The 19,709-nt window shown below is 52.9% G+C and carries 15 protein-coding genes and 2 pseudogenes; 1 reads left to right on the top strand and 16 read right to left on the bottom strand.

Translation table 11 applies throughout. The annotated features are described in order from the left end of the window. Positions 1-62: 62 nt before the first annotated feature. Positions 63-509 carry an Ivy family C-type lysozyme inhibitor gene (gene ivy, locus D9736_RS17540; RefSeq protein ID WP_001308392.1) on the bottom strand — a complete coding sequence of 149 codons (447 nt, stop codon included), beginning with the start codon at positions 507-509 and terminating at the stop codon, positions 63-65. Positions 510-689: 180 nt separating this feature from the next. Here ivy and yafV point away from each other — a divergent pair, with 180 nt between their 5' ends. Further along, complete coding sequence (gene yafV / locus D9736_RS17535; protein ID WP_130258834.1) at positions 690-1,460, top strand: 2-oxoglutaramate amidase; 771 nt, start codon at positions 690-692, stop codon at positions 1,458-1,460. A 367-nt stretch (positions 1,461-1,827) separates the two neighbouring features. Here the strand turns inward: yafV and D9736_RS17525 are convergent, their stop codons facing one another. The 15 genes and pseudogenes from D9736_RS17525 to tssK all read right to left on the bottom strand — a co-directional run bounded on the left by D9736_RS17525 (position 1,828) and on the right by tssK (position 19,708). Further along, the gene (locus D9736_RS17525; RefSeq protein WP_130258833.1) at positions 1,828-2,205 is read right to left on the bottom strand and encodes a hypothetical protein; all 378 of its coding nucleotides are present in this window, start codon (positions 2,203-2,205) and stop codon (positions 1,828-1,830) included. Continuing rightward, positions 2,205-6,284: an RHS repeat-associated core domain-containing protein gene (locus D9736_RS17520; RefSeq protein WP_130258832.1), complete on the bottom strand. Its 4,080-nt coding sequence runs from the start codon at positions 6,282-6,284 to the stop codon at positions 2,205-2,207. Before D9736_RS17520 ends, D9736_RS17525 begins: the two co-directional genes overlap by 1 nt. Positions 6,285-6,304: 20 nt before the next feature. Next, positions 6,305-6,748 (bottom strand): DcrB-related protein, encoded by a 444-nt coding sequence (locus D9736_RS17515; protein WP_130218492.1) that lies wholly within the window; start codon positions 6,746-6,748, stop codon positions 6,305-6,307. 23 nt (positions 6,749-6,771) lie between these two features. Continuing rightward, positions 6,772-8,985, bottom strand: coding sequence for a type VI secretion system tip protein TssI/VgrG (tssI, locus tag D9736_RS17510; RefSeq protein ID WP_130258831.1), 2,214 nt, complete (start codon positions 8,983-8,985; stop codon positions 6,772-6,774). A 24-nt stretch (positions 8,986-9,009) separates the two neighbouring features. Continuing rightward, on the bottom strand, positions 9,010-9,372 hold the full coding sequence (locus tag D9736_RS17505) for a hypothetical protein (RefSeq protein ID WP_240779352.1): 363 nt from the start codon (positions 9,370-9,372) through the stop codon (positions 9,010-9,012). Next, positions 9,369-10,175: a hypothetical protein gene (locus tag D9736_RS17500; protein WP_130258830.1), complete on the bottom strand. Its 807-nt coding sequence runs from the start codon at positions 10,173-10,175 to the stop codon at positions 9,369-9,371. The genes D9736_RS17505 and D9736_RS17500 overlap by 4 nt, the downstream gene beginning before the upstream one ends. A 199-nt stretch (positions 10,176-10,374) precedes the next feature. Continuing rightward, positions 10,375-10,482, bottom strand: a pseudogene (locus D9736_RS23615) (cytoplasmic protein); the annotation flags it as partial. 18 nt (positions 10,483-10,500) lie between these two features. After that, positions 10,501-10,974 carry a hypothetical protein gene (locus tag D9736_RS17490; RefSeq protein WP_130258828.1) on the bottom strand — a complete coding sequence of 158 codons (474 nt, stop codon included), beginning with the start codon at positions 10,972-10,974 and terminating at the stop codon, positions 10,501-10,503. Next, positions 10,959-11,333 carry a glucosaminidase domain-containing protein gene (locus D9736_RS17485; RefSeq protein ID WP_240725983.1) on the bottom strand — a complete coding sequence of 125 codons (375 nt, stop codon included), beginning with the start codon at positions 11,331-11,333 and terminating at the stop codon, positions 10,959-10,961. The genes D9736_RS17490 and D9736_RS17485 overlap by 16 nt, the downstream gene beginning before the upstream one ends. 120 nt (positions 11,334-11,453) lie before the next feature. Continuing rightward, the gene (locus D9736_RS17480) at positions 11,454-12,224 is read right to left on the bottom strand and encodes a TagF domain-containing protein (RefSeq protein ID WP_130258826.1); all 771 of its coding nucleotides are present in this window, start codon (positions 12,222-12,224) and stop codon (positions 11,454-11,456) included. After that, positions 12,224-16,089: pseudogene (gene tssM, locus D9736_RS17475) on the bottom strand (type VI secretion system membrane subunit TssM). Before tssM ends, D9736_RS17480 begins: the two are co-directional and overlap by 1 nt. Beyond that, the gene (locus tag D9736_RS17470) at positions 16,089-16,376 is read right to left on the bottom strand and encodes a hypothetical protein (RefSeq protein WP_016233840.1); all 288 of its coding nucleotides are present in this window, start codon (positions 16,374-16,376) and stop codon (positions 16,089-16,091) included. Before D9736_RS17470 ends, tssM begins: the two are co-directional and overlap by 1 nt. Continuing rightward, complete coding sequence (locus tag D9736_RS17465) at positions 16,373-17,059, bottom strand: hypothetical protein (RefSeq protein ID WP_130258825.1); 687 nt, start codon at positions 17,057-17,059, stop codon at positions 16,373-16,375. The genes D9736_RS17470 and D9736_RS17465 overlap by 4 nt, the downstream gene beginning before the upstream one ends. A 7-nt stretch (positions 17,060-17,066) precedes the next feature. Then, on the bottom strand, positions 17,067-18,368 hold the full coding sequence (tssL, locus tag D9736_RS17460; RefSeq protein ID WP_130258824.1) for a type VI secretion system protein TssL, long form: 1,302 nt from the start codon (positions 18,366-18,368) through the stop codon (positions 17,067-17,069). Next, positions 18,365-19,708, bottom strand: coding sequence for a type VI secretion system baseplate subunit TssK (gene tssK / locus D9736_RS17455; protein WP_130209727.1), 1,344 nt, complete (start codon positions 19,706-19,708; stop codon positions 18,365-18,367). The genes tssL and tssK overlap by 4 nt, the downstream gene beginning before the upstream one ends. Position 19,709 lies beyond the last annotated feature (1 nt).

Below are 19,709 nucleotides of genomic sequence, written 5' to 3'. Positions count from 1 at the left end.
CCGGATGCGGCGTTAACTATCTCTGCAACGGAGCCTTTCGGCTCCGTTTCTTTATCCGCTAATTATTTAAAATTAAAGCCATCCGGATGGTTTTCCAGGCTGCCAGTCAACGCTGCGAACAGCACCGTTTTACCATCAATCGAAAGCGCATCGTTCACATTCAGCCAGGTGAGTTTCTCTTGCGACGTTTTCTCATCAATAGTCGAGAACAGCCCCGTCATCTGATTAGATTTCTCGGACCACATCACAGCGATACGTTGCGAGCCACAGTCATGCGGTTTGCACGCGCTCATCACCTGATACGTCTCATCTCCCAATGTCACGGTTTGTGCGGGAGTATACGTACCGCCTTTCATCACCCAAGCAGGCAGCTTATGCCCTTGCACCATTTGATTAAACGCAGCTTTGGTGGTTTCGCCCTTTGCAAGGCTGCTAATGGTTAAATCATCCTGCGCCATTGCACTGGTGGCGATGACCAGTGCGGCGACTGTCGTTATTGCCTTAAACATCATTCCTCCCGAGCTTATCCTGCCCATGTTATTAACCTCCTAAAGCCTGGCGATAACACGATAATTTGCAAATCAGATATTTCCAATATCAGCATTTGTTATCAATTTATTCCGCAGTAAGGTAATAGCCTGATAAGGTGTTAAAGTTATAAAACCCTTCGCATAAAGGAGTTGTACACCGTGCCTGGTTTGAAGATTACGCTTTTGCAGCAACCGTTGGTGTGGATGGATGGTCCTGCCAACCTGCGTCATTTTGATCGTCAACTGGAAGGTATTACCGGGCGCGATGTGATCGTTCTACCGGAGATGTTTACCAGCGGCTTTGCCATGGAAGCGGCAGCTTCGTCGCTAGCACAAGATGACGTAGTGAACTGGATGACAGCCAAAGCGCAGCAGTGCAATGCGCTGATTGCAGGCAGTGTTGCATTACAAACGGAGTCTGGTTCGGTTAATCGATTTTTGCTGGTTGAGCCTGACGGCAAGGTGCATTTTTATGACAAGCGTCATCTGTTCCGAATGGCAGATGAGCATCTGCATTATAAAGCGGGCAATGCGCGAGTGATTGTGGAATGGCGCGGCTGGCGTATTTTACCGCTGGTGTGCTACGACTTACGTTTTCCGGTGTGGTCGCGCAATCTCAACGATTACGACCTCGCCCTGTACGTCGCCAACTGGCCTGCTCCGCGCTCTCTGCACTGGCAGGCATTGCTGACGGCCCGCGCGATTGAGAATCAGGCGTATGTGGCGGGATGTAATCGCGTCGGCAGCGATGGCAACGGCTGCCATTATCGCGGTGACAGCCGGGTGATTAATCCACAGGGCGAGATTATCGCTACTGCCGACGCGCATCAGGCAACGCGCATTGATGCGGAGCTGTCGATGGTGGCATTGCAGGAATATAGAGAAAAGTTTCCGGCATGGCAGGATGCGGATGAGTTTAGGTTGTGGTGAAATCAGCGCCAGATAGGTGAGAGAAGCGGGAGTTGAGATCGGCACGGGCCTTACCGTGAAGATCTCGGAGGGATGCCTAAGCCTGATCGCTGAAAGCGACGAAGTGCAGAAACTGAGGAAGGAACTTTATCAGATTAAACAGGTGGTTAAGGGGATGCGGGACGGGATGTTTAGTGTGCTGAACGAGAATTAAATAATAAAAAAGCCGGCAAGATAATGATTAACGACAGCTAATCTGGTTTCGGGAGAATATTTTGGCTTTGCCATAAAAAACTGCACCTTAATCAGTTGGGTGTCCAACTTTTGGGGTGCAGTCCAAATACACGGAGATGTTTCCCGGCTTTTTATTTAACTTTCATGCTATAGATTAATAATTATCCTTCATCAATTTAACCTCCCATGAGGTACTATCTGATATAGTTATTAAAGCCAAGCAATGTGATAAATCACCATTGTCTAGCACGCTATATTTAACTGGCTTCACTAACGCAACTAAAAAGCAATTCTTTATGTCACTTAATGAGTTGGAAAAATTTTTAACCTCATCCCATGATAATTTAAATCCGGTATCCATGGATGAAACTCGTTGCTCAAAATCAGGCATTGACATGTCTCGCGGCGCAATGCCAATCGCTTCTATTTCATATAGATACCAGTCCCATTCATTAGTTGGTACTTTATCTAATAAATGAGATAAGCGGACCTTTTCTCCATTGTTCCACATCGCCCCTTTACTCACATTCATTATGGGATCTCCAGATCTTTTGCAGGACCATGTTGCGGCGTTCCTCCTGTAGGGTTAGGAATATAATCATGCTGATGAGGATTGGGATGTTCCTTAGGCCTTCCATGATCTGTAAAATCAATATCTCTTTTGGGAACTAAATTACCATTTTCATCATATCCCCATTCCCTGGCCTGAGTATAATCTCCTTTTCTTCCTGATTTAGTACCTAATTGAGTATGTGGCGCATTAACATCAGGGATTGGATTCCCATTTTTATCACGAGGTAATTGTCGAGCAGGTCGGTAAGTGCCATAAGAATTTTTATTTTCACCATCCGTTTTGCACAACCCTAGTGGATCTATGTATTTAAGCGGATTAGGCGCGTAAGCATACAGGTTTAACCCGCCTCTTAACCCTATCGGATCCTGGCTGATAAACCGCCCGCACTCCGGCGCATAATATCTGAACAGATTGTAATGCAGTCCTGTTTCTTCGTCAAAGTACTGCCCCGGCAGTCGCAGCGGCTGTTCAAAGTACGCCCCGCTGTTGCTGATGTCGCCCCGGTTTTCACCAAAACCCGCCTGGTAGCCTGCCCACACCAGCGTCCCGTCCGACGCGGTCACCTCCTGTACCGTGCCCGTCAGGTCCGTGTGGTAATACCAGATTTTTTGACTCTCTCCGCGCCCGGTGATGGCCGCCACTGGCGTGTACGGCTGTTCCGCGTCGTACAGGTATGTCCGCTTTCCCTGCCACGTTGTCTCCTGCAACAGCCGGAACCCTTCCCACACAAACGTCGTCCGGCTTCGTTCTCCCCGGTCGGCATGGAGATTGCTGGTCGCCTTGCTGATGCGCCTGCCCAGCGCATCATACTGATACCGCGTCTCGCTGTTGCTGCTGATGACCCGCGTTAACTGGCCCTGCGCGTTCCACTCCAGCTGCTGGTCCCTGCGCTCTGTCAGTTCGCCCCATTCGTTATAGCGGTAACGGTCACGCCCGTAGCCCGGCAGGCGGTTATCCATCACCGCTCCCTGATATTCATCCGTCAGCAGGTTGCCGGCTTTATCGTAATAATAATGGTCATGGTCGTACATCTGCCCCGTGCGGCTGGTCAGCCAGCCGCTGCGGTCATAGCTGAACACCAGGCAACCGCGCAGTTTGTCATTGATGCCGCCGACTTCACCGTCCGCATTCCAGATATAGTCCCGCGCCGTCACGCTGTCTCTGTGTGACGGGTGTGTGGCTGTCTGCTGTGGGTTCTGGCTGCCGCCTGGCAGGCTGCGCTGCCAGCTTAACCGGTTGTCGGCGTTGTAGCCGCTGAACGTCGCCAGTTTCCCCTGTGTGCGCATCACCTGACGGTGCAGGCTGTCACGTTCATATTCACTGACCGTGATACCGTCCAGCGCTGTCTGGAGCAGGTGCCCGCTGCCGTAATAGAGATGGCTGAGGTGCTGCCCGTCCGGCAGGGTAATATCGGTGGGATTGCCCAGCGCGTCACGCCGGTACTTTATGCTGCCGTGCACGCTGTGCTCTGCCGTCAGCCATCCGCTGCGGTCATACGCAAAGCGCACTCTGTCCGCCTGCATGTGGTGCAGCCGTTCCCCTTCTTCCGTGGGGGTGAGCGTCACTTCCGTTATCTGGTCAAGACGGTTGTAGCTGAAGGTCCGTGTACTGTGCTGCGTGTCACTGCGCAACAGGCGGCCCAGCGCGTCACGCTCCTGCCGCTCATTACGCATCCCGCCTTCTGTGCCCTGCGTCTGGATGATGACCGGATACCCGCCCGCATTCAGCACAAACATCCGTATCAGGCCGTCCGGGCGCTGTTCTCCCGTCAGCCGTCCGTCGCCGTCGTAGCTGAACCGGTAAAGCGCCCCGTTGCCGTTGCTCAGGCTGGCAATCCATCCCTCCGCGGTATAATGCCAGCGCGTCTCCCGTTTCTCTTCATCCGTATGGAGCGCCAGCAGCCCGCGCGGCGTATACTGCCAGGACTGTACGCTGCCCGTGATGCGACGGTGGCTGCTCAGTAACCCCAGCGCGTTCCAGGTGTAACGGTCCTGCTGTTTACCGGGGTGGCTGACCGTCTCCGGCAGCCCCAGACGGTTATAGCTGATGCGTACCGTTTTCCCTTCCGCGTCCGTCACCGCCGTCAGATTGCCGTCTTCATCGTATTCATAACCCGTGGCGCGCCCCGAACAGTCGGTGTAACGCCTCAGTTGGCCGCGCGCATCATGCACCAGTGCAACCAGGCCGCCCCGCGCATCCGTGCGGCTGACCGCCAGCCCCTGTTCATCATACCCGTACCGCGTGACGCGCCCTTCCGGGTCCGTCTCCCGTATCACCTGCCCGTGTTCGTTGTAATCCGCCTTCCATATGTGGTCGTCATCCAGCGCCCGGCGCGTGATTTCATCAAAACTGCCGTTCCACTGCGTCTGCGTCACCCGGCCTGCCGCGTCCGTCTCTTTCACCACCCGGCTCAGGGTGTCGTATTCCAGCGTTACCCTGCGTTCGCCGGGGAGTTCCACCGCTACGGGAAAATGGTTTTCGTTGTACGTGAAGCGGTACATTCCGCCGCCCGGCGTCCGGTGAGCAGTCACATACGTATCTTCATCAAACCACCACTGCCACTTCTGCTCCGGCCTGCCGGTTACCACCGTCTGCCCACCAGCAAAATCATAGTGGAACCGGTAATCCTCGCCGTCGCTGGTCGAGTGCTCCACCACTCTGGGAAACCCCTCAATCTCTTCCCAGCGGTAGATACAGGTAAAGCCCGTCGCGTTGCGGTGCTCTGTCATCAGGCCATTTTCATAGGCAAACTGGCGTACCGTCACACCGGCCCCGTTCACCACGCCAGTCAGTTGCCCGTTATCGTCGTAGCGATATTCCACCAGGTTACCGGGACGCCCGCCTTTCACCAGTTCAATATGCGAAAGTCTTTCCCCTGCCGGCGTCACTGTGCGGTGCAGTAACAGATGGTGCCCGCTGCTGGAAGCCACCCGCACCAGCCTGCCGTTCTCACGCCCGAAAGCAATTCGCTGCCGGTACGGTGTCTCCATAAAAAGTAATGGCGCGACGCCGTGGTCATCAAACTCATCAAACACGTAGTAGCTGCGGTCGGTGTAATGCAGCACATAGCGTCCGTCATGCAGGCGGCTAAGGTAAAACTGCTCTTCGGGGTCAAATATCTGGTGACCCGGTGTCAGCATCGCTTTCGGATAACTTAACTCCCGACCTTGTCCGCCAATCAGAGTGATATGTTCCTCATCAGCTCGCAGGGTTATTTCCCAGTTCAGCCGCCATCCTCTGCCCAGCAATCCTTCAGTTTCCAGGTGGCTGGCATAAAAGCGCGAACAGGTAACAGGCAGACGACCCGGCAGGGTGAAATCCGTTTCCGGCAGCAGAATTTTTTGCCCTGTAGTGACATCCACCGGGTTACTGAACAACCCCATAGCGACCTCGGAAACGGCCATCCCGGTAATTTCGCCGCCAATAAATTTGGCCGCGCATTTTGTGCCAAATTTCGACCCCATCTTTGCCGCCTGGCGTGCGGCTCCGGCAAGTCCGCCAAGCATTCCGGCGACCACATACAGCACATCCACCACCTGACGCAGCCAGTCAGGGATTTCCGGGCTGATTTCCAGTACCGTTTGTGTACCACCGCCGAGAAAGACATTGGGGGAGCCGTCCTCAATCACTGCATCACACTCAGTGTGGTCATCCTTGCGGGCAGCTGGCTGGCTGTTGATGTAGATGTTGCCGGAACCCTGGGCAATACGGATTTCCGGGGAATGGTCTTCGCATATCACCGTACTCAGTACGGCGCGGGCGGCCGGGCGACTGTTGGTGCTGACATTATCAGAACCGGTCAGAATTTTTCCCACTGTGGAATGTATCGAGCGCCCGATGGCTTCTCCCAGTTGCAGGACTCCGGAAGCTATCTGATCAGCCAGAAAACTCAAAATCAGCCCAGCCAAAAAGCCGCAGGTAACAAAAGCAAAGCTGGCGACGGCAATAATGGCGATACCTATGATGGCCCCTATCAAAAACCCGGCAAGGGCGCTGGTGTGGTAGATGGGATCATCCACCCGTGCGGCTTCATACATGACAAAACCTCCCTGTTTTTTTAGCTTTTAGCAGGCTGAAAACTGGTCAACCATGCAGTCCATAGCTGGTCGGTGTGCTCATCAAAAGGACGCTGACTGGTCAGCGTCAACACCAGTACCTTTGCTGGCCCGGTGATAAACCCGGCCTGACGCTGGTACACTTCTGTTTTTCCAGAACGATGAGTTGCGAGAATCTGTTCACCTGTCATGGCAGCTTCGCCAGTTCCCGCCAGTGCCGTTCCCCGCGAAAGTACCCGGTGCTGGCCCAGTTTTTTTTTCATCAAAGCTATCTGGCGGTCAATATAGGTGGTCAGGTTTTCATCGGACCTGAGCGTATCGCGGGAAATATTCAGACTGGGAGTTGCCCTCTCATTGCCCGATGGGACGAAGATATTGACGGTGCGATCAAGAAAAGTTTCAGGCAGGGCAAAGCTGCCCTCCTGAATACGGTAAAGGCTGGTCATAGATAAAATCCTTTTATTATTTTTTATTCAGAAGCATCCGGAGTGGATAACGGGGCAATATCATCCGCAGTAATGGCTTTTCCGCCATCCGGGTTCATATCAATGCCACTGCCAATGAGTTGCATAACATCGCTGGTGTGCAGTAAAAGTTGTTTTCCGCAAAACTCAATCGAGCCATCCTTGTGTAATGCAAGCGCTGCATTGCCGCAACGAAGGGTAAATTGATCGCCAACATCCAGACGATATGTCGTTCCGACATTGATGGTTTGAGCCAGTTTGACGGAAAGACCATCATTTTTTGTGATGGTGGCATTACGGTCTTCTCCCACGCTGATGGTTTCATTTTTGACAATGGTTTTTGTGCGATCGACCATGATCGTGTGGGTTTCATTGTTTTTTACCGTAGTATTCAGGTCTTTTTCCGCGTGGAACTTCACTTCTTCCGCACCAGTTTTATCGTCAAAACGCAGCATATTTCCGTTAGTCGGCCCTCCCTGCAATGAGTGGCTGAATATCCCACTCTGCGACGCCATGCCCGGCAGCCCCCACGGCGGCATCGTGTCCTGGTTATAGGTGCGCCCCACGATGATGGGCAAATCCGGATCGCCGTTTTTGAAATCCACCAGTACTTCCTGGCCAATACGCGGGATCTGGATCATGCCAAATCCTTTCCCTGCCCACGGATAGCTGACACGGACCCAGCAGGAGCTGTTTTCGTCATTGTTACCGTAACGATCCCAGCCAAACTGCACCTTCACCCGGCCATATTTATCCGTCCAGATTTCCTGCCCCGCCGGGCCGGTGACGATGGCGCTCTGCGGGCCTTTGGTGTGGGGTTTGCTCAGGGTTCGCTGTGGGCGGTAAACTTCGCTGGTGGGGTGCAGTTCAAACGTGGTGACATAGGTAAAATGCTGATCCTGGCCGCTGTGCTGCGCATTGTCCCGTAAAAACAGCGTGGTCTGTACCAGCAGGTATTCCTGATTAATTTCTGCCGTCGGGTGATTCATCAACGTAAAGGTGTACCCGGTCATGAGGGTGCGGATATGACCTGCCCCATGTGCCCGGCTGCCGGGGCTGCGCTGCGCTTCCATACGAATGCGCGTCAGCATCTCGCCTTCGCCCGTAGTGAAGTAATCACCAGGCCATTCATAATGCTCGTATTCAGCATGACCGGTATCACGCGGACTGGCCACGGTACTTTTAAGTAGCGAACGCGGCTTCATAAAATCAAAATCGTCCATCACCCACTTTCCAGTACGCAGCCTCTCACTGGCCGTAATGGTGTGGATAAATTCCTTATCCAGTTTCAGCCCTTCCTGGTGCCACTCCACCAGCGGCGAGTCAGGGCACGCTTTATGACCATTGATGGCATCCGCCAGCACCAGCGTGTGGCTGTTCTCGCTGTGCTCAAACCACCAGTAAATCCCCCATTCCTGCATCAGGCGCTGGATGAAATCGAAGTCGGTTTCACCATACTGCACCTGCCAGGCGCGGGGTGGATAATTTTCCACCAGCCGCTTTTCCACCGGAAAGGAATATTCATCCAGTACTTCATCGAGAATATCCACCACGGTTTTGTTCTGGAACGCTTTGTAGTCGCTGGTGTGGGTCAGCAGCTTCAGCCACGGCTCAATGCGTAATTCATACGTTACCGAACGGCCCTCATGACCGACCACCCTCGCCGCCGTCACCAGCCCGCTGATATACCGTTTTCCGCCACCGTCCAGTTCGATACTGACGCACAGGTCTTTGCCCACCATGGGCTGAAGCGGCAGGTTAGCAGCGGGGGAAACGTACCCCAGGTTCAGGGCGTCCGGCGTTTTAAGCTGTACTGTGTAGGAAAACAGATTCCCAAGCCCTTCCGAACCATTCATGCCTGCAAACAAAAGCATCTGCGGCGGCACCGCACTACCACTTACTGTGACGTTATGCGCGCCCGGTCCACCGGCAGAAATCGACGCCGCCGCATCCTGAACTGCACCAGCCATATCCGATATCCCTGCTGCTGCAGCGGCAGCCTGCGCAGCAGCTACTGCGGCTTTAACCAGACCTGACGGTTCCGGCAACGCACCAAACAGGTCCGCCACTGCCTGTTCTGCCATCTCCTCGGCGGCACCAGATACATCGGTTGCGGCTGAACCTGTGCTCATACCGCCACTTTCGCCAGCTATTGGTGGTGTGGTGATGACGGGTCCACCGTTTCCAACTGGTTTATTACCCGTAGATACAAAACTCATGATATTTGCTCCTTTAATACCGGATTAAAATTTGGATCCTGGCGGCCAATAAACTCGGGATATAACTATCCATTTACCATTTTTATAATGAAGCCAACATGTTAAATTTAGATCTTTATTAACATTCCAAAACATCTCCTTAATAGGAACATCTTTAAATTCAGGATTATTTGAAGGGTAAGTCCGTTCTATGCCACCATAATAAATACCTACAAAATCATGCCTTGGGTTTATAAAATAATGTTCAGGAGAACCATATTTTCTCACTAGTGATTCTTCATCATCCCCCCACTGAACATCTTTGTTATGCATCTCACTGGCAAAAATATCTAGAGTTACAAGCAATATCAATAACGTAAAAAATAGAGCGATTTTCTTCTGGATCATTTTATTACACTCGCAACAGAAAACGTAGTTAAGGGATATACTAAATTCAAGTCAATACAGACACCTTCCAGGTAGCGTTCCCGAAGTTCCATCCCAACATTCATTAACGCGGAAGTATCTATTTTATATTTAGACACAGGTTTACCAAACTTATCAAGTTCATATTCATCCTCCAGATAACTAATCATATGTCCAATTTCATGAACTATATTTACCTGATAAAAACCACATATTGACTGATTCTCTGGAGCACATTTTTCTGATAACGAAGTATCTTTAAAATAAAAATGAGCAAACCGATTTTTCCAGTTAACATAAGGCCTGCCATCATCATTACCAGGAACGGTTCTTAATACGTCTACATTCCAGTGTTCTTTTTGATGGACTGGAATCATATTTATGCTGAAAGGCAATCTTTTACTCTTGAATTTCTCAGCAAAATCAGAGCCCCCTGAGACAGATAAAAATATCTTATCATTCCATCCATAACAGATTGCAGAAAATGATTCATATATAAAACTAACTTCATCCAGGTATGTCCAGTTATCTCCTACATTGTTCTGATTCACCCAGTTAAATTTCCATCTCATTAATAATGTAATGTCGCCTGTATCACTATTCAGGATATATTCGCCATGTTCTGTATTCATCCTGAGATACTTCCCATCTTCTACGGTGTCAGGGCAAAACTTATGCATGAGTTTAATAAAGAATTCATGCGATAGATTTATTTTACTCTCTCCAACAACACCATCCACATGTGTTGTGAGCGAACCAGACTTATTCCCTGAAGAAGAACTCATGCTATTGACTCCTTTAATACTGGGGTAGAGATTTAGCCCACGACAGTCGTATTCCTGTTTTTTACATCCAACAAAATAGAATATTAATAAATTAGGATAATATTTGTACTTTACTCACTCTACTTTCCATCTGAGTTCTCCGTACAATCGGGTTCTGACATTGAACCATCCTACTGAAATACACCACACCCCCTCTATCCAGTCGCAACGCATCCACATACCGCCCCTCACTGTTCTGCTGCCAGAACCATCCATACCCTTGTTGTGCCAGCGTTAACATTTTTGCTGGCCAGCACGGTCACGGCAGGCAATTCCACAACTGGACCTACTCATCCGTACACCCCAGTCCCCGGCGCTGAACCACTTCACTGGCAAATGTTGCCCCGTTTTTTTTCATTATTCCTTTTTGTATTTTTTGCAGCGCGGGAAATGAGATTCTCCTGCATGAATCCTCTTCCCATATATCACCAGTTACAGGGCAAACTGAAAATAGTCCCCACACATCTGTCGCACCGGCGGAAGGAGAATCATAACCTACCCCAAAACTAAAATACCCAGGATGAAACGGGTTACCTTTTTTATCTTTCAGAGAACCGTCAAGAAAAACTCCAGGCAATTCCACATTATATTTTTCATTTTTTAGTGAAAAAACCAATAATGCCTGCGTCTGTGTTTCAGTAAGACCTGACTGGTTAACATTCGTTAGATCAAACCGCGGCACATTCCTGATAAGAATTTCAGCACAACAATTCACGGACACGACCATGAAAAGCAATACTAATATTAATTTACAGGACATGTTATTCTCCGCTTAACCATATTAATCACCCCCACTAACTCACTAGCATAACCGGTATGGCCGCCATTACTGTTTTTACCTGAATTAAAACCAGAATCAATCAATGCCTGCGCAAATTGCTCCGGAGATTTTTTATTTCTGACCGCATTACCAAATCGGATTGCAAAGGACTTTCCGCTAGTTGAAAAAGAGGTATAAGTGGCAACCCAAACCTTATTACTCCCCAGCGGGTGAACCTGCCCTGACTGTAAAGGTGTCGGACCATGCATGGAAAAATAGTTATTGTATTCTGTCGCGATTCGACCCTGCCCGTAAAAGGACTCCTTTGCGGCAAGCCCCAGGATATTTTCTACGGGCACATCAAGTTGTTTAGCGATTAATTCACATTCTTTCAGATATTGCTGTACAAACCTTACTACACCAGCGTTATTACAGGCTTTATCATAAGAACCAATGATTCACTCCTCATCTGATTATTTTTAATGCTGCCGGATATCCAACCGCAGCGCATCCACATACCGCCCTTCGCTGTTCTGCTGCCAGAACCAGCCCTGTCCTTGCTGTGCCTGCGCAAGCATTTTGTCCGGCCAACCCGGCCACGGCAGATGACGCACACCGGGCAGCTCCACTACCGGCGCGTCCGGCAGGTCGGTCAGTTCCCGGCTGCGCTGCGGTACACGTCGCAAGCCGCGCAACCACTGTGCCCAGCGCGGCCCCGGTCGCCATAGCGCCCACAACTGGTCGGTCTGCTCCATCAGTAGCCCGCAACGTTCTGTCTGTGGTGAGACATGAGCTGCCGTCAACTGCGCCAGCCAGTACAACCAGCCCTGCGTGTCATCCAGGCGCTCTTCCAGCCATTCTCGCCCGGCACGCTGGTAAATCACCAGCGGCCACGGTCTGCCCGTACTGTCTCGCGATGCGGTCAATACTCCGGTCAGCCACTCATCACGCCCGCCAATGGGTAAAAATCCCGGCGACAGAACAAAACTCCACGGCAATGGGTGGTGTTCCGGCAGTGCCGTTTTCTCACGCGGTGACAGGTGCATCCAACCGTCATTTATTCCGGCCTTCGCAGCATCCGTTCCTTCCGGCAGAACAATATGCCGCCCCTGCCCCAGCCACGTCTGCTGGTTCAGCCACGCCTGCCACACCTGCCCTTCGTTCGCACTCACCCGCCAGCGTACGTAGTCCCGCTGGTCCGGCAGCCTGCCGAACATCGCCGGGGCCGATACTGCCGTAGCGCGGCGCATCAGAGAATCCTCGTAGGGCAACTGAAGTTTTGCAGCAGCTCGCGATCCACCGGGTCAAAGTCTCGTCCGGCGGTGATTTCCAGCACCACCCGCCGCCCGTCAAAGCTGTACTCCACCTGCTGTGTTCCTCGTACCGCCGTCTCCTGCGCCTTACCCGCATCCAGCAGGTGAAACAGCGCCCACGGTCCATTAGTCAGTAGCGTCGAGGTGTCCTGGCGAATGCGCGGGCTGGCGGTGATTTCTGCCATTGAACCGTTACGCGGCCCCGGCCAGTTCACTTTTAGCGGCCTGACCGGGCCATGAGCGTAACGCAGCACCTGGCCGTCGATATCAATCACCAGTTCAGTGATTGCAGGGTCCATATCCACGACGCGGACCTGCATCGCCCAGGAAAACTTTTTCCCGCCTTCCCCATTAAAAAAAACGCTGCGGATCTGTTTCGCCTCCTGAAATGGCATCAGGTCCGGTCCCTGTAAGGTCATATTGCCTTCGGTCGGTTTGTAGCGCCACGGGTTGCTGGCGGTATCCGCCAGCGGGGCCAGTTGCTTCGTCCAGAAGGCATCAAGCACACCGCCGCTAGCAAAGATACGGTTAAAATCGTCCGCGCTGACTTCCTGCGGGCTGTCGGTGAAGGGGTAGCGCCCGTCAATGGCATCACGGCACTCATCGCCGATCACCGCTTCCATCTGCGCGTTCAGCACTTCACCGGTGCCGGCGTTGATCTTTCGCGTTCCCTGCTGCGTGAGATCCAGCAGAATATTTTTCAGCGGTGCGGGCAGTTTTGCCGCTTCCAGTTGTAGTTTATCCGCCGCCGAAATGCGGCCCGGTAATGTGCTCGCTGCCAATGCACTGTCGGCGATGGTGAGCTGGGTGTAATACTCATTGAGCATCGTCAGCAGCGAATTTAACTGCGGCGCCCCGCCCCCCTGTCCAGTGTCCGTCCGCCCGGAAACCACTTCCCGCAGAGCGGCGAAACGGTCATCCACCAGCGATTTTTCCAGCCGCTCTTCCGGGTGGATATCCTGCAACAGCTTTGCCGTCTGCACTGCTTTACCCGCATTACCGGAGAGCCGGTCCTGCGCGCGCTGGGCCATTTGTTTTTGTCTGGCCTGCGCATCCAGCGGCGGTACCAGCGTGGTCTGCTCCACCACCGCTTTACTCAGGCGCATCAGAGGTGAGTCAGGCGAGGCCAGTGTGCGAAGCACCTGAAGGTCATACGCCAGTCCGGGACTACCGTCTTCCCCGGCACTGTTGATGCTGTGAATACTAGCCAGAAAATCCTGCCAGCGGCGGGCATATTCAGCCAGGTACAGGCGGCGTACCTCACGGGTAACCGGGAGTTCCTGCCCCGGCAACTGGCTCATCACAATATCAGTCGTTTTTTTTGCGCGTTTTCCCGGCCCATTACCCAGGCGTCGTCCGCTGATGCGGAGGCGACAAACTCCGACAGCCGTTTGTCGAACAGTTCCCGGTAGCCTTCGCGAGTAAAGATGCCGGGCACGCCCCTATCCAGTGGCGGGCCATCCGTGCGGACAAAAACCGTCCCCGCATCCGCGCCCACCGCGCGAACCAGCGAAAACTCCTGCGGTGCTTCGCTCTCCATGGAAGCCAGGGCTCGAGTATAGATACGCTCGGTGCTGGTATGACCGTCAAGGAAAGCCCGCGCCATGTGGATCAGTCCCTCATCTTTGTCATAAGGCGAATGCACCACGCGGCTGCCGTCAAACAGGGCGTCGATATGTTCCAGCACCGCTGCACGGCCGCCGAACTCCGCCACGCTATCGCGGTTTTCCAGATCGTTCAGTACCCAGGTGTGGATCTCCGCTGCGTTGTATTTGTCCTCGTGGTCTTTATCAAGATTCAGCAGCAGATAAACATGCAGAGCGTCATACGCGGCTTTGCTATCCTGACGAGCAATGGCATCTGAAAGCACATATTCCATGCGCTTCACCAGTGGCGGCAATAGGAGCTGGTCCAGCAGGCGGTCATACAGGGATGCGACGCTCTCCATTACTGGCGGAACGCTGTAAAGGCCATAACGCCAGGCCAGCGGCGGTGAGTCCGGGTCCAGCCCCGGCCAGGCAGAGAGCGCCCGCGCCTGGTTCAACAGGACTGGGACAGGCTGCATAGCAGGTTTTCCGGTATAGGCTTTGACGTCACCATCCAGTTGGACCGTCCGGCTGGCGATTTCATTCAGATAGCCGCTGTTACCCTGCTGGCTGCCCTGCATTCCCTGCCACAACCAGAAAGCCAACGCTAGTACCAGCAGATGCCCGCCAGTACGCAGCAGGCGATAACGCCAGGCCCATTGAAGATTCGGCTCCACCAGGTGTGCTTCACGGAAGATAAACTGGGTCAGTAGGTCATGAAGAAAATAGCTGCGGTTGCCGTCCGGTAAGGTATGAGAAGGTGACTCCACTTTCCCTTTGATCGCCCGGACAAAGCGCTGCCAGATGCCCGTCTGATCGGCCACCGCGTCTGCCTGCGCCTGTGCGGCGCTGGTAAAAAATACGCCGCGTAGGGTGTTGTTAAGCTGAGTGGCGTCAAATTTTGAATCGAGGAAAATCTGTTCAATGGCTTCCAGCAGCGGCGCGCCCAGCGCGGAAAATTCGCGCGGAAAGCGGTAGAGCCGTTGACGGCTTTTAAGGTCGTACTCTTCCTGCAACCGGGTATCCAGCCCCTGATCCAGCCGCAGCGTCAGATTTGCCAGTTCCTGGCCACAGAGCGCATGCAACGACTGCGGATCGCTGGCGTGACGCCTGCGGCTGTATGGCAGGGTGAAGCCCCAGACCTGGGCACGCAGGTGACTGGTCAGCCCACGGAAATACTCCGTAAAGCCCGGCAGCAGATCCATCTTAGTGACAACCAGATAAACCGGGAAACGAATACCCAGCGTCTCACGCAGTTCAGCCAGCCGCGCACGCAGAGCCGCACAGGCAGCCAGTCGTTCCGCCGGGGACTGCGCGGTCAGATCCGCCACATTTAGCGTCAGGATAACGCCGTTCAGCGGTGCGCCGGGACGGTGTTTACGCAGCAGCCCCAGAAACCCCTGCCATTCCCCGGCGTTGCGCTGGGTCGCACTGATTTCACCGCCGTCATCGTGGCGGGCATAGCGCCCGGCAGTGTCAATGAGCACCGCTTCGTTGGTGAACCACCAGTCGCAGTGCAGCGTGCCGCCGCCCGGCACGGTAAGGATATGCGCGGTCTGCTCCATCTGCTCCGCCAGCGGAAACTGTAGCCCGGTGTTAAGCAGCGCGGTAGTTTTACCGTCACCGGGGCTGCCGATAACCATGAACCACGGCAGTTCGTACAGAAAACGCTTTCCTTCCAGCACCTTACGCCAGCCCGGCAGGTCTACGCGCAGTTGCTTCAGTTGCCGAATAGCGCGAGTGACAATATGGCTGACGGTGCGTAAGTCGGCTTTAATTTCCCCTGCCACCGGAACATCTTCCCCGCGCGGATGCAGGAAACGGCGCAGCAGTTGTTCATCCAGACGCAGCGCCCGCCACAATCGGTACAGGCCATACAGCGTATAAGACAGAAGGATCAGGCCGATAAGCGTCAGACGCAGCCACAGCGGCGCAAATGGATGAACATCACCGAAGGCCAGCAACGGTGAGACAAAGCCGATAACCAGGCACAGAACCGTAACGCCAATGATGCTCATAGACCAATTAACCAGCCACAGTGCAAGGAACATCAGTAACAGAACGATAGTGACTACCCGGCTACCCACGGACGCAAGCGGATGCAAGGTGTCAAACGCCACCAGCGGCCCGATAAACCAGACCAGCAACGCCAGCACCACCACGCCGACAACGGCCAGTGTGCGGCGGGAAAACAGCAGACTGAGAAATTTTTGCATTATTGTTCAGAGCTCCATGCGGTAATCAGTAATAGCAAAATACCCAGGGCTGAAAATCCCTTTCCTGTACGCGATACTGAAAGAAAATAAAGAACAATCTGAATAGCCACTGAAATAGAATAAATTAATTTTCTGATTACATCTCTATTTCCGTTTCCCTGAGGTAATGCTGTTATTGAAGGGTCCATATCCTGCATCCACTGGTACTCACTCCCGGAAAAAAGCATGATAGTGACCAATCCCATAATAAATAATAACCACCCTGATATCTGAATTATTTTTCTCATGAAGACTTCCAGGTAGTTATTAATAAACTAGAGAAATGTAACCAGTTATTTATAATAAAATTGCCATAGCTGGTATCTTCCTTTATTTTTTCCAGACTAAGGGTAACACCTCGATTATAACGAGCTCCAATAATTCTTATTTGTTCTTTTGTCAGGTGAGGTAAGGATACCTGAAAACCATCTTTTTCAGCCAATTGATAAAGATGTCTTGCAGCTAATTGTATATTAAACACATCATGCTGGAGACAATTTGCCAGCTCACGCAACTGAGAGTTGTCCATTTTAGTCTCATCAAGCCCGAGTGTTCTGGCTGCAGTTCGCAATTGCATACTCACCGCACCAAAAGAAGTTTTTTCTGGTTTCGAAGCGATTGTGATATGTTCATCAACCCATTCAGGCCCACTCCAACTCATAGCACGAAATTCAAATGCCAGCGTGTCTATAATCTGAGGATCTCCCCCTACTTCAATCCAACAAACTCCAGCAAGTAAGGGGGCAGGTAAATGCCAGGCATTTGCAGCTGCATTGATCAAAAGACAGTTATGCTTCACCCAACCATCTTTAAAATAACGCCCAAATGCTACGCCTCCCCCCCATTTTTTAGGCGCCAGTTTCCAGAATATAAATTCTGTTACTCCCCACACTGGCGAATGGTTAGACGCATTACACTCTAGCTTTTCCATTATTAATTCACTCCACCACCAGAATTTCCACCCGGCGATTCTGCGCTCGTCCAGTTTTAGTACTATTATCAGCCACCGGCATAGTATCCCCTTTACCGACGACCCGAATCCGGCTGGCCGGAACGCCACCGGATGTCAGCAACGAAGCTACTTCTGCCGCACGTTTTTCCGACAACACCTGGTTGGACGGGAACTCAGCGGAGTGGATCGGTTGGCTGTCGGTATGGCCGGTCACCGTCACGGCACCGCCCACACGTGCAATCTCCCGCGCGGCCTTATCAATCACCGGGCGCAACGTGTCATTCACGGTTTTCTGCCCCGGTACAAACATCGTGTCGCCACGGAATACAACCCGGCTGTGATGATCATCTTCCTCAACCGTTAGCAGGCCACGCGCGATTTCGTTCGCCAGCAGGATTTTTAGCCGCAGTTTGTGCACCGGAACAGGCGGCGGCGGCAGGTGTTTACCGATGGCGTCGATACGTTGCTGTACGGTTTCTGTGGCGAGATCCATCCGGTGGCTATAAAGGCCAAATACCGTCAGCATCACCAACAGAGCTATTCCTGCACTCAGCCAGACCGGCATCCGGCGCATCCGCCGCATCCGTCCGCTGACGGCACCGGTAAACCCCGGAGAGAGCGTCGGCGTTATCGGATCGCGGCGCTGGACCAATTGGGTCAACAATTGCTGACGGATATCGTCCAGTTGCTTACGCCCGTCGGGCCGAACGCTGTAGCGGCCTTCAAAACCCAGCCCCAGAATGTGGTATATGATTTCCAGCACATCGCTGTGCTCCTGGAAACTTGCGGCCAGACGCCCAATTATCTGAAATAGCTTGATGCCGCCTTCACTTTCGCCATGAAAAGTAACCAGCAGGCTTTTTCCAGCCCAAACACCACGACGCCCCCAGGTGGTGTTGTTGGCAGCTTCGTCAAGCGACGTACACAGGCAATAGCGCACCGCCAGCACATGTTCGCGGCGCAGGTTTGCCTGATCACACAGCGTCTGGTATCTACGAACTTCACGCTCCAGTAAGACACGGTAATGTTCGACAAAACCTGGGGAAAGTTCGCGGGGCATTTGCGCCAGTGCGCATAGCAACGGGCTGGCCGCTGCCAGTAGAGGATTCACGGCAGCAGTAATTTCGGCCAGACGAAGCTTCATATCCGGGCCATCTTCAACCACCACCTTGATATCTTCCCCACGAAGGCTGTCCTGGATGTCATTATCAGGCGGCTTTGTGCCACCCACTGATGGCTGGAATGACAGGGTATTCACCGCAGGTGGCGTCAGAATCTCGTCGGTCATTTATCGCGAACTCCCCACAACTCCAACTCCAGCCCCGGAAATTCTCCGGCGGTGTGCATCGCCATACCGCCATAGCGGGCGATATGTTCCCACAGCACACCGTCGCGGCGGATGTCGTAATAGATGTAGCCAGCCTGGAACGGGATCTGACGCGGCGGCACCGGCAATACCTGTAAAGCAAGACCCGGCAGGTGCGAGCGAATCAATTCCGGCAGGCGTTCGGACGGCCCTATTTTGGTCTGGGCCGAAAAATGTTGCAGTAAGGTATCTGCGGACATATGCGCCTTCACCGCCAACACTAATGAGCTGAAATCTGACAGTTCGGAAGGCTCAACCACCGCATTGAGAATACCGTAAGTTCCCTCCTCCAGAGTGATTCGCTGCGCTCCGCGGATCAGCACAGCATTCAGCAGGTACTGCACCTCATCCACTACCGATTTCAGCCCGGCATAGGGCGTCAGGTGCTTATATTCTTTATATTCTTCCGGACGGCGCGTCTGTGGCCGTACGTAGGTAGAGAGTTCCCCAGCCAGTTCACACAGGTTCCGATAGAGCACTTCTGGCGACAGCGGCGTTTTCGCCATATGAATCAGTAAGGGGCCGAAACGATTGAGAATTTGCAGAAGCAGGTAATCCGATACCTCTGCCGCCTCATGGCCGTGTTTATCGCTGCCCGTCAACCGTTGCGCCAGTGAATCTGCGCGCATTTTTATTAAATCGTTGATCCACGACAGCCACGTACATATCAGTGCGCTTGCCTGGTAATTTGCCACCGGCGGGATCAGATCGTTGTCAAGCTCGATGCGTCCATCAGGATGTATCGTCGTAATGCGCGTCAGGGGCAAACCGATCCACGCATCTGTCACCGCCTTTTCCGGCAACAGTCGCAGACGCAGGTGGCTAAGTTGCAACAGTTGTGCGCCGCGCCCCAGAGAGTTGGCATCGCGGATTTCATTTTCATGCACCGAAAAGCGTGCCAGTGATTCCGGGTTATTGCCGAAGCTGGTTTCTTCACTGTTCGGCGTACGTATTGGCACTGCCAGATAAATCAACTGGTTAAGGTGCTCTGGTAGGATGGTCAGAGGCGGCGGTAGTGGTGTGTGACCCGGCGCATTAAACGGCGTACCGTCGGCAAACACTCCGGAAGCCTTCGTGAGTACCAGTTTTCCGATGTTCAGCGCCTCACTATCAATGCCGTATTCACTGAAGCCCCAGAAAAAAGGCGAAAGCGGCAAACTGCGGTAATGAATGATATGTTCCAGATAGCGTTCCTGCTGCTGAAACATCTGTGGCAGCAAAAATTGTCCTTCACTCCAGACCACACGGTTATTCCAACTCATA

It is taken from the genome of Escherichia sp. E10V10, from assembly GCF_004211985.1.
GTDB lineage: Bacteria > Pseudomonadota > Gammaproteobacteria > Enterobacterales > Enterobacteriaceae > Escherichia.
Note: the sequence above shows the minus strand (reverse complement) of the source record. Positions and strands in the feature narration are given on the sequence as shown.

What these genes read in the sequence shown, in the direction of transcription:
- ivy (WP_001308392.1), bottom strand. Translation starts at nt 509, where the DNA reads ATGTTTAAGGCAATAACGACAGTCGCCGCACTGGTCATCGCCACCAGT.
- D9736_RS17525 (WP_130258833.1), bottom strand. Translation starts at nt 2,205, where the DNA reads ATGAATGTGAGTAAAGGGGCGATGTGGAACAATGGAGAAAAGGTCCGC.
- D9736_RS17520 (WP_130258832.1), bottom strand. Translation starts at nt 6,284, where the DNA reads ATGTATGAAGCCGCACGGGTGGATGATCCCATCTACCACACCAGCGCC.
- D9736_RS17515 (WP_130218492.1), bottom strand. Translation starts at nt 6,748, where the DNA reads ATGACCAGCCTTTACCGTATTCAGGAGGGCAGCTTTGCCCTGCCTGAA.
- tssI (WP_130258831.1), bottom strand. Translation starts at nt 8,985, where the DNA reads ATGAGTTTTGTATCTACGGGTAATAAACCAGTTGGAAACGGTGGACCC.
- D9736_RS17505 (WP_240779352.1), bottom strand. Translation starts at nt 9,372, where the DNA reads ATGATCCAGAAGAAAATCGCTCTATTTTTTACGTTATTGATATTGCTT.
- D9736_RS17500 (WP_130258830.1), bottom strand. Translation starts at nt 10,175, where the DNA reads ATGAGTTCTTCTTCAGGGAATAAGTCTGGTTCGCTCACAACACATGTG.
- D9736_RS17490 (WP_130258828.1), bottom strand. Translation starts at nt 10,974, where the DNA reads ATGTCCTGTAAATTAATATTAGTATTGCTTTTCATGGTCGTGTCCGTG.
- D9736_RS17480 (WP_130258826.1), bottom strand. Translation starts at nt 12,224, where the DNA reads ATGCGCCGCGCTACGGCAGTATCGGCCCCGGCGATGTTCGGCAGGCTG.
- D9736_RS17470 (WP_016233840.1), bottom strand. Translation starts at nt 16,376, where the DNA reads ATGAGAAAAATAATTCAGATATCAGGGTGGTTATTATTTATTATGGGA.
- D9736_RS17465 (WP_130258825.1), bottom strand. Translation starts at nt 17,059, where the DNA reads ATGGAAAAGCTAGAGTGTAATGCGTCTAACCATTCGCCAGTGTGGGGA.
- tssL (WP_130258824.1), bottom strand. Translation starts at nt 18,368, where the DNA reads ATGACCGACGAGATTCTGACGCCACCTGCGGTGAATACCCTGTCATTC.
- tssK (WP_130209727.1), bottom strand. Translation starts at nt 19,708, where the DNA reads ATGAGTTGGAATAACCGTGTGGTCTGGAGTGAAGGACAATTTTTGCTG.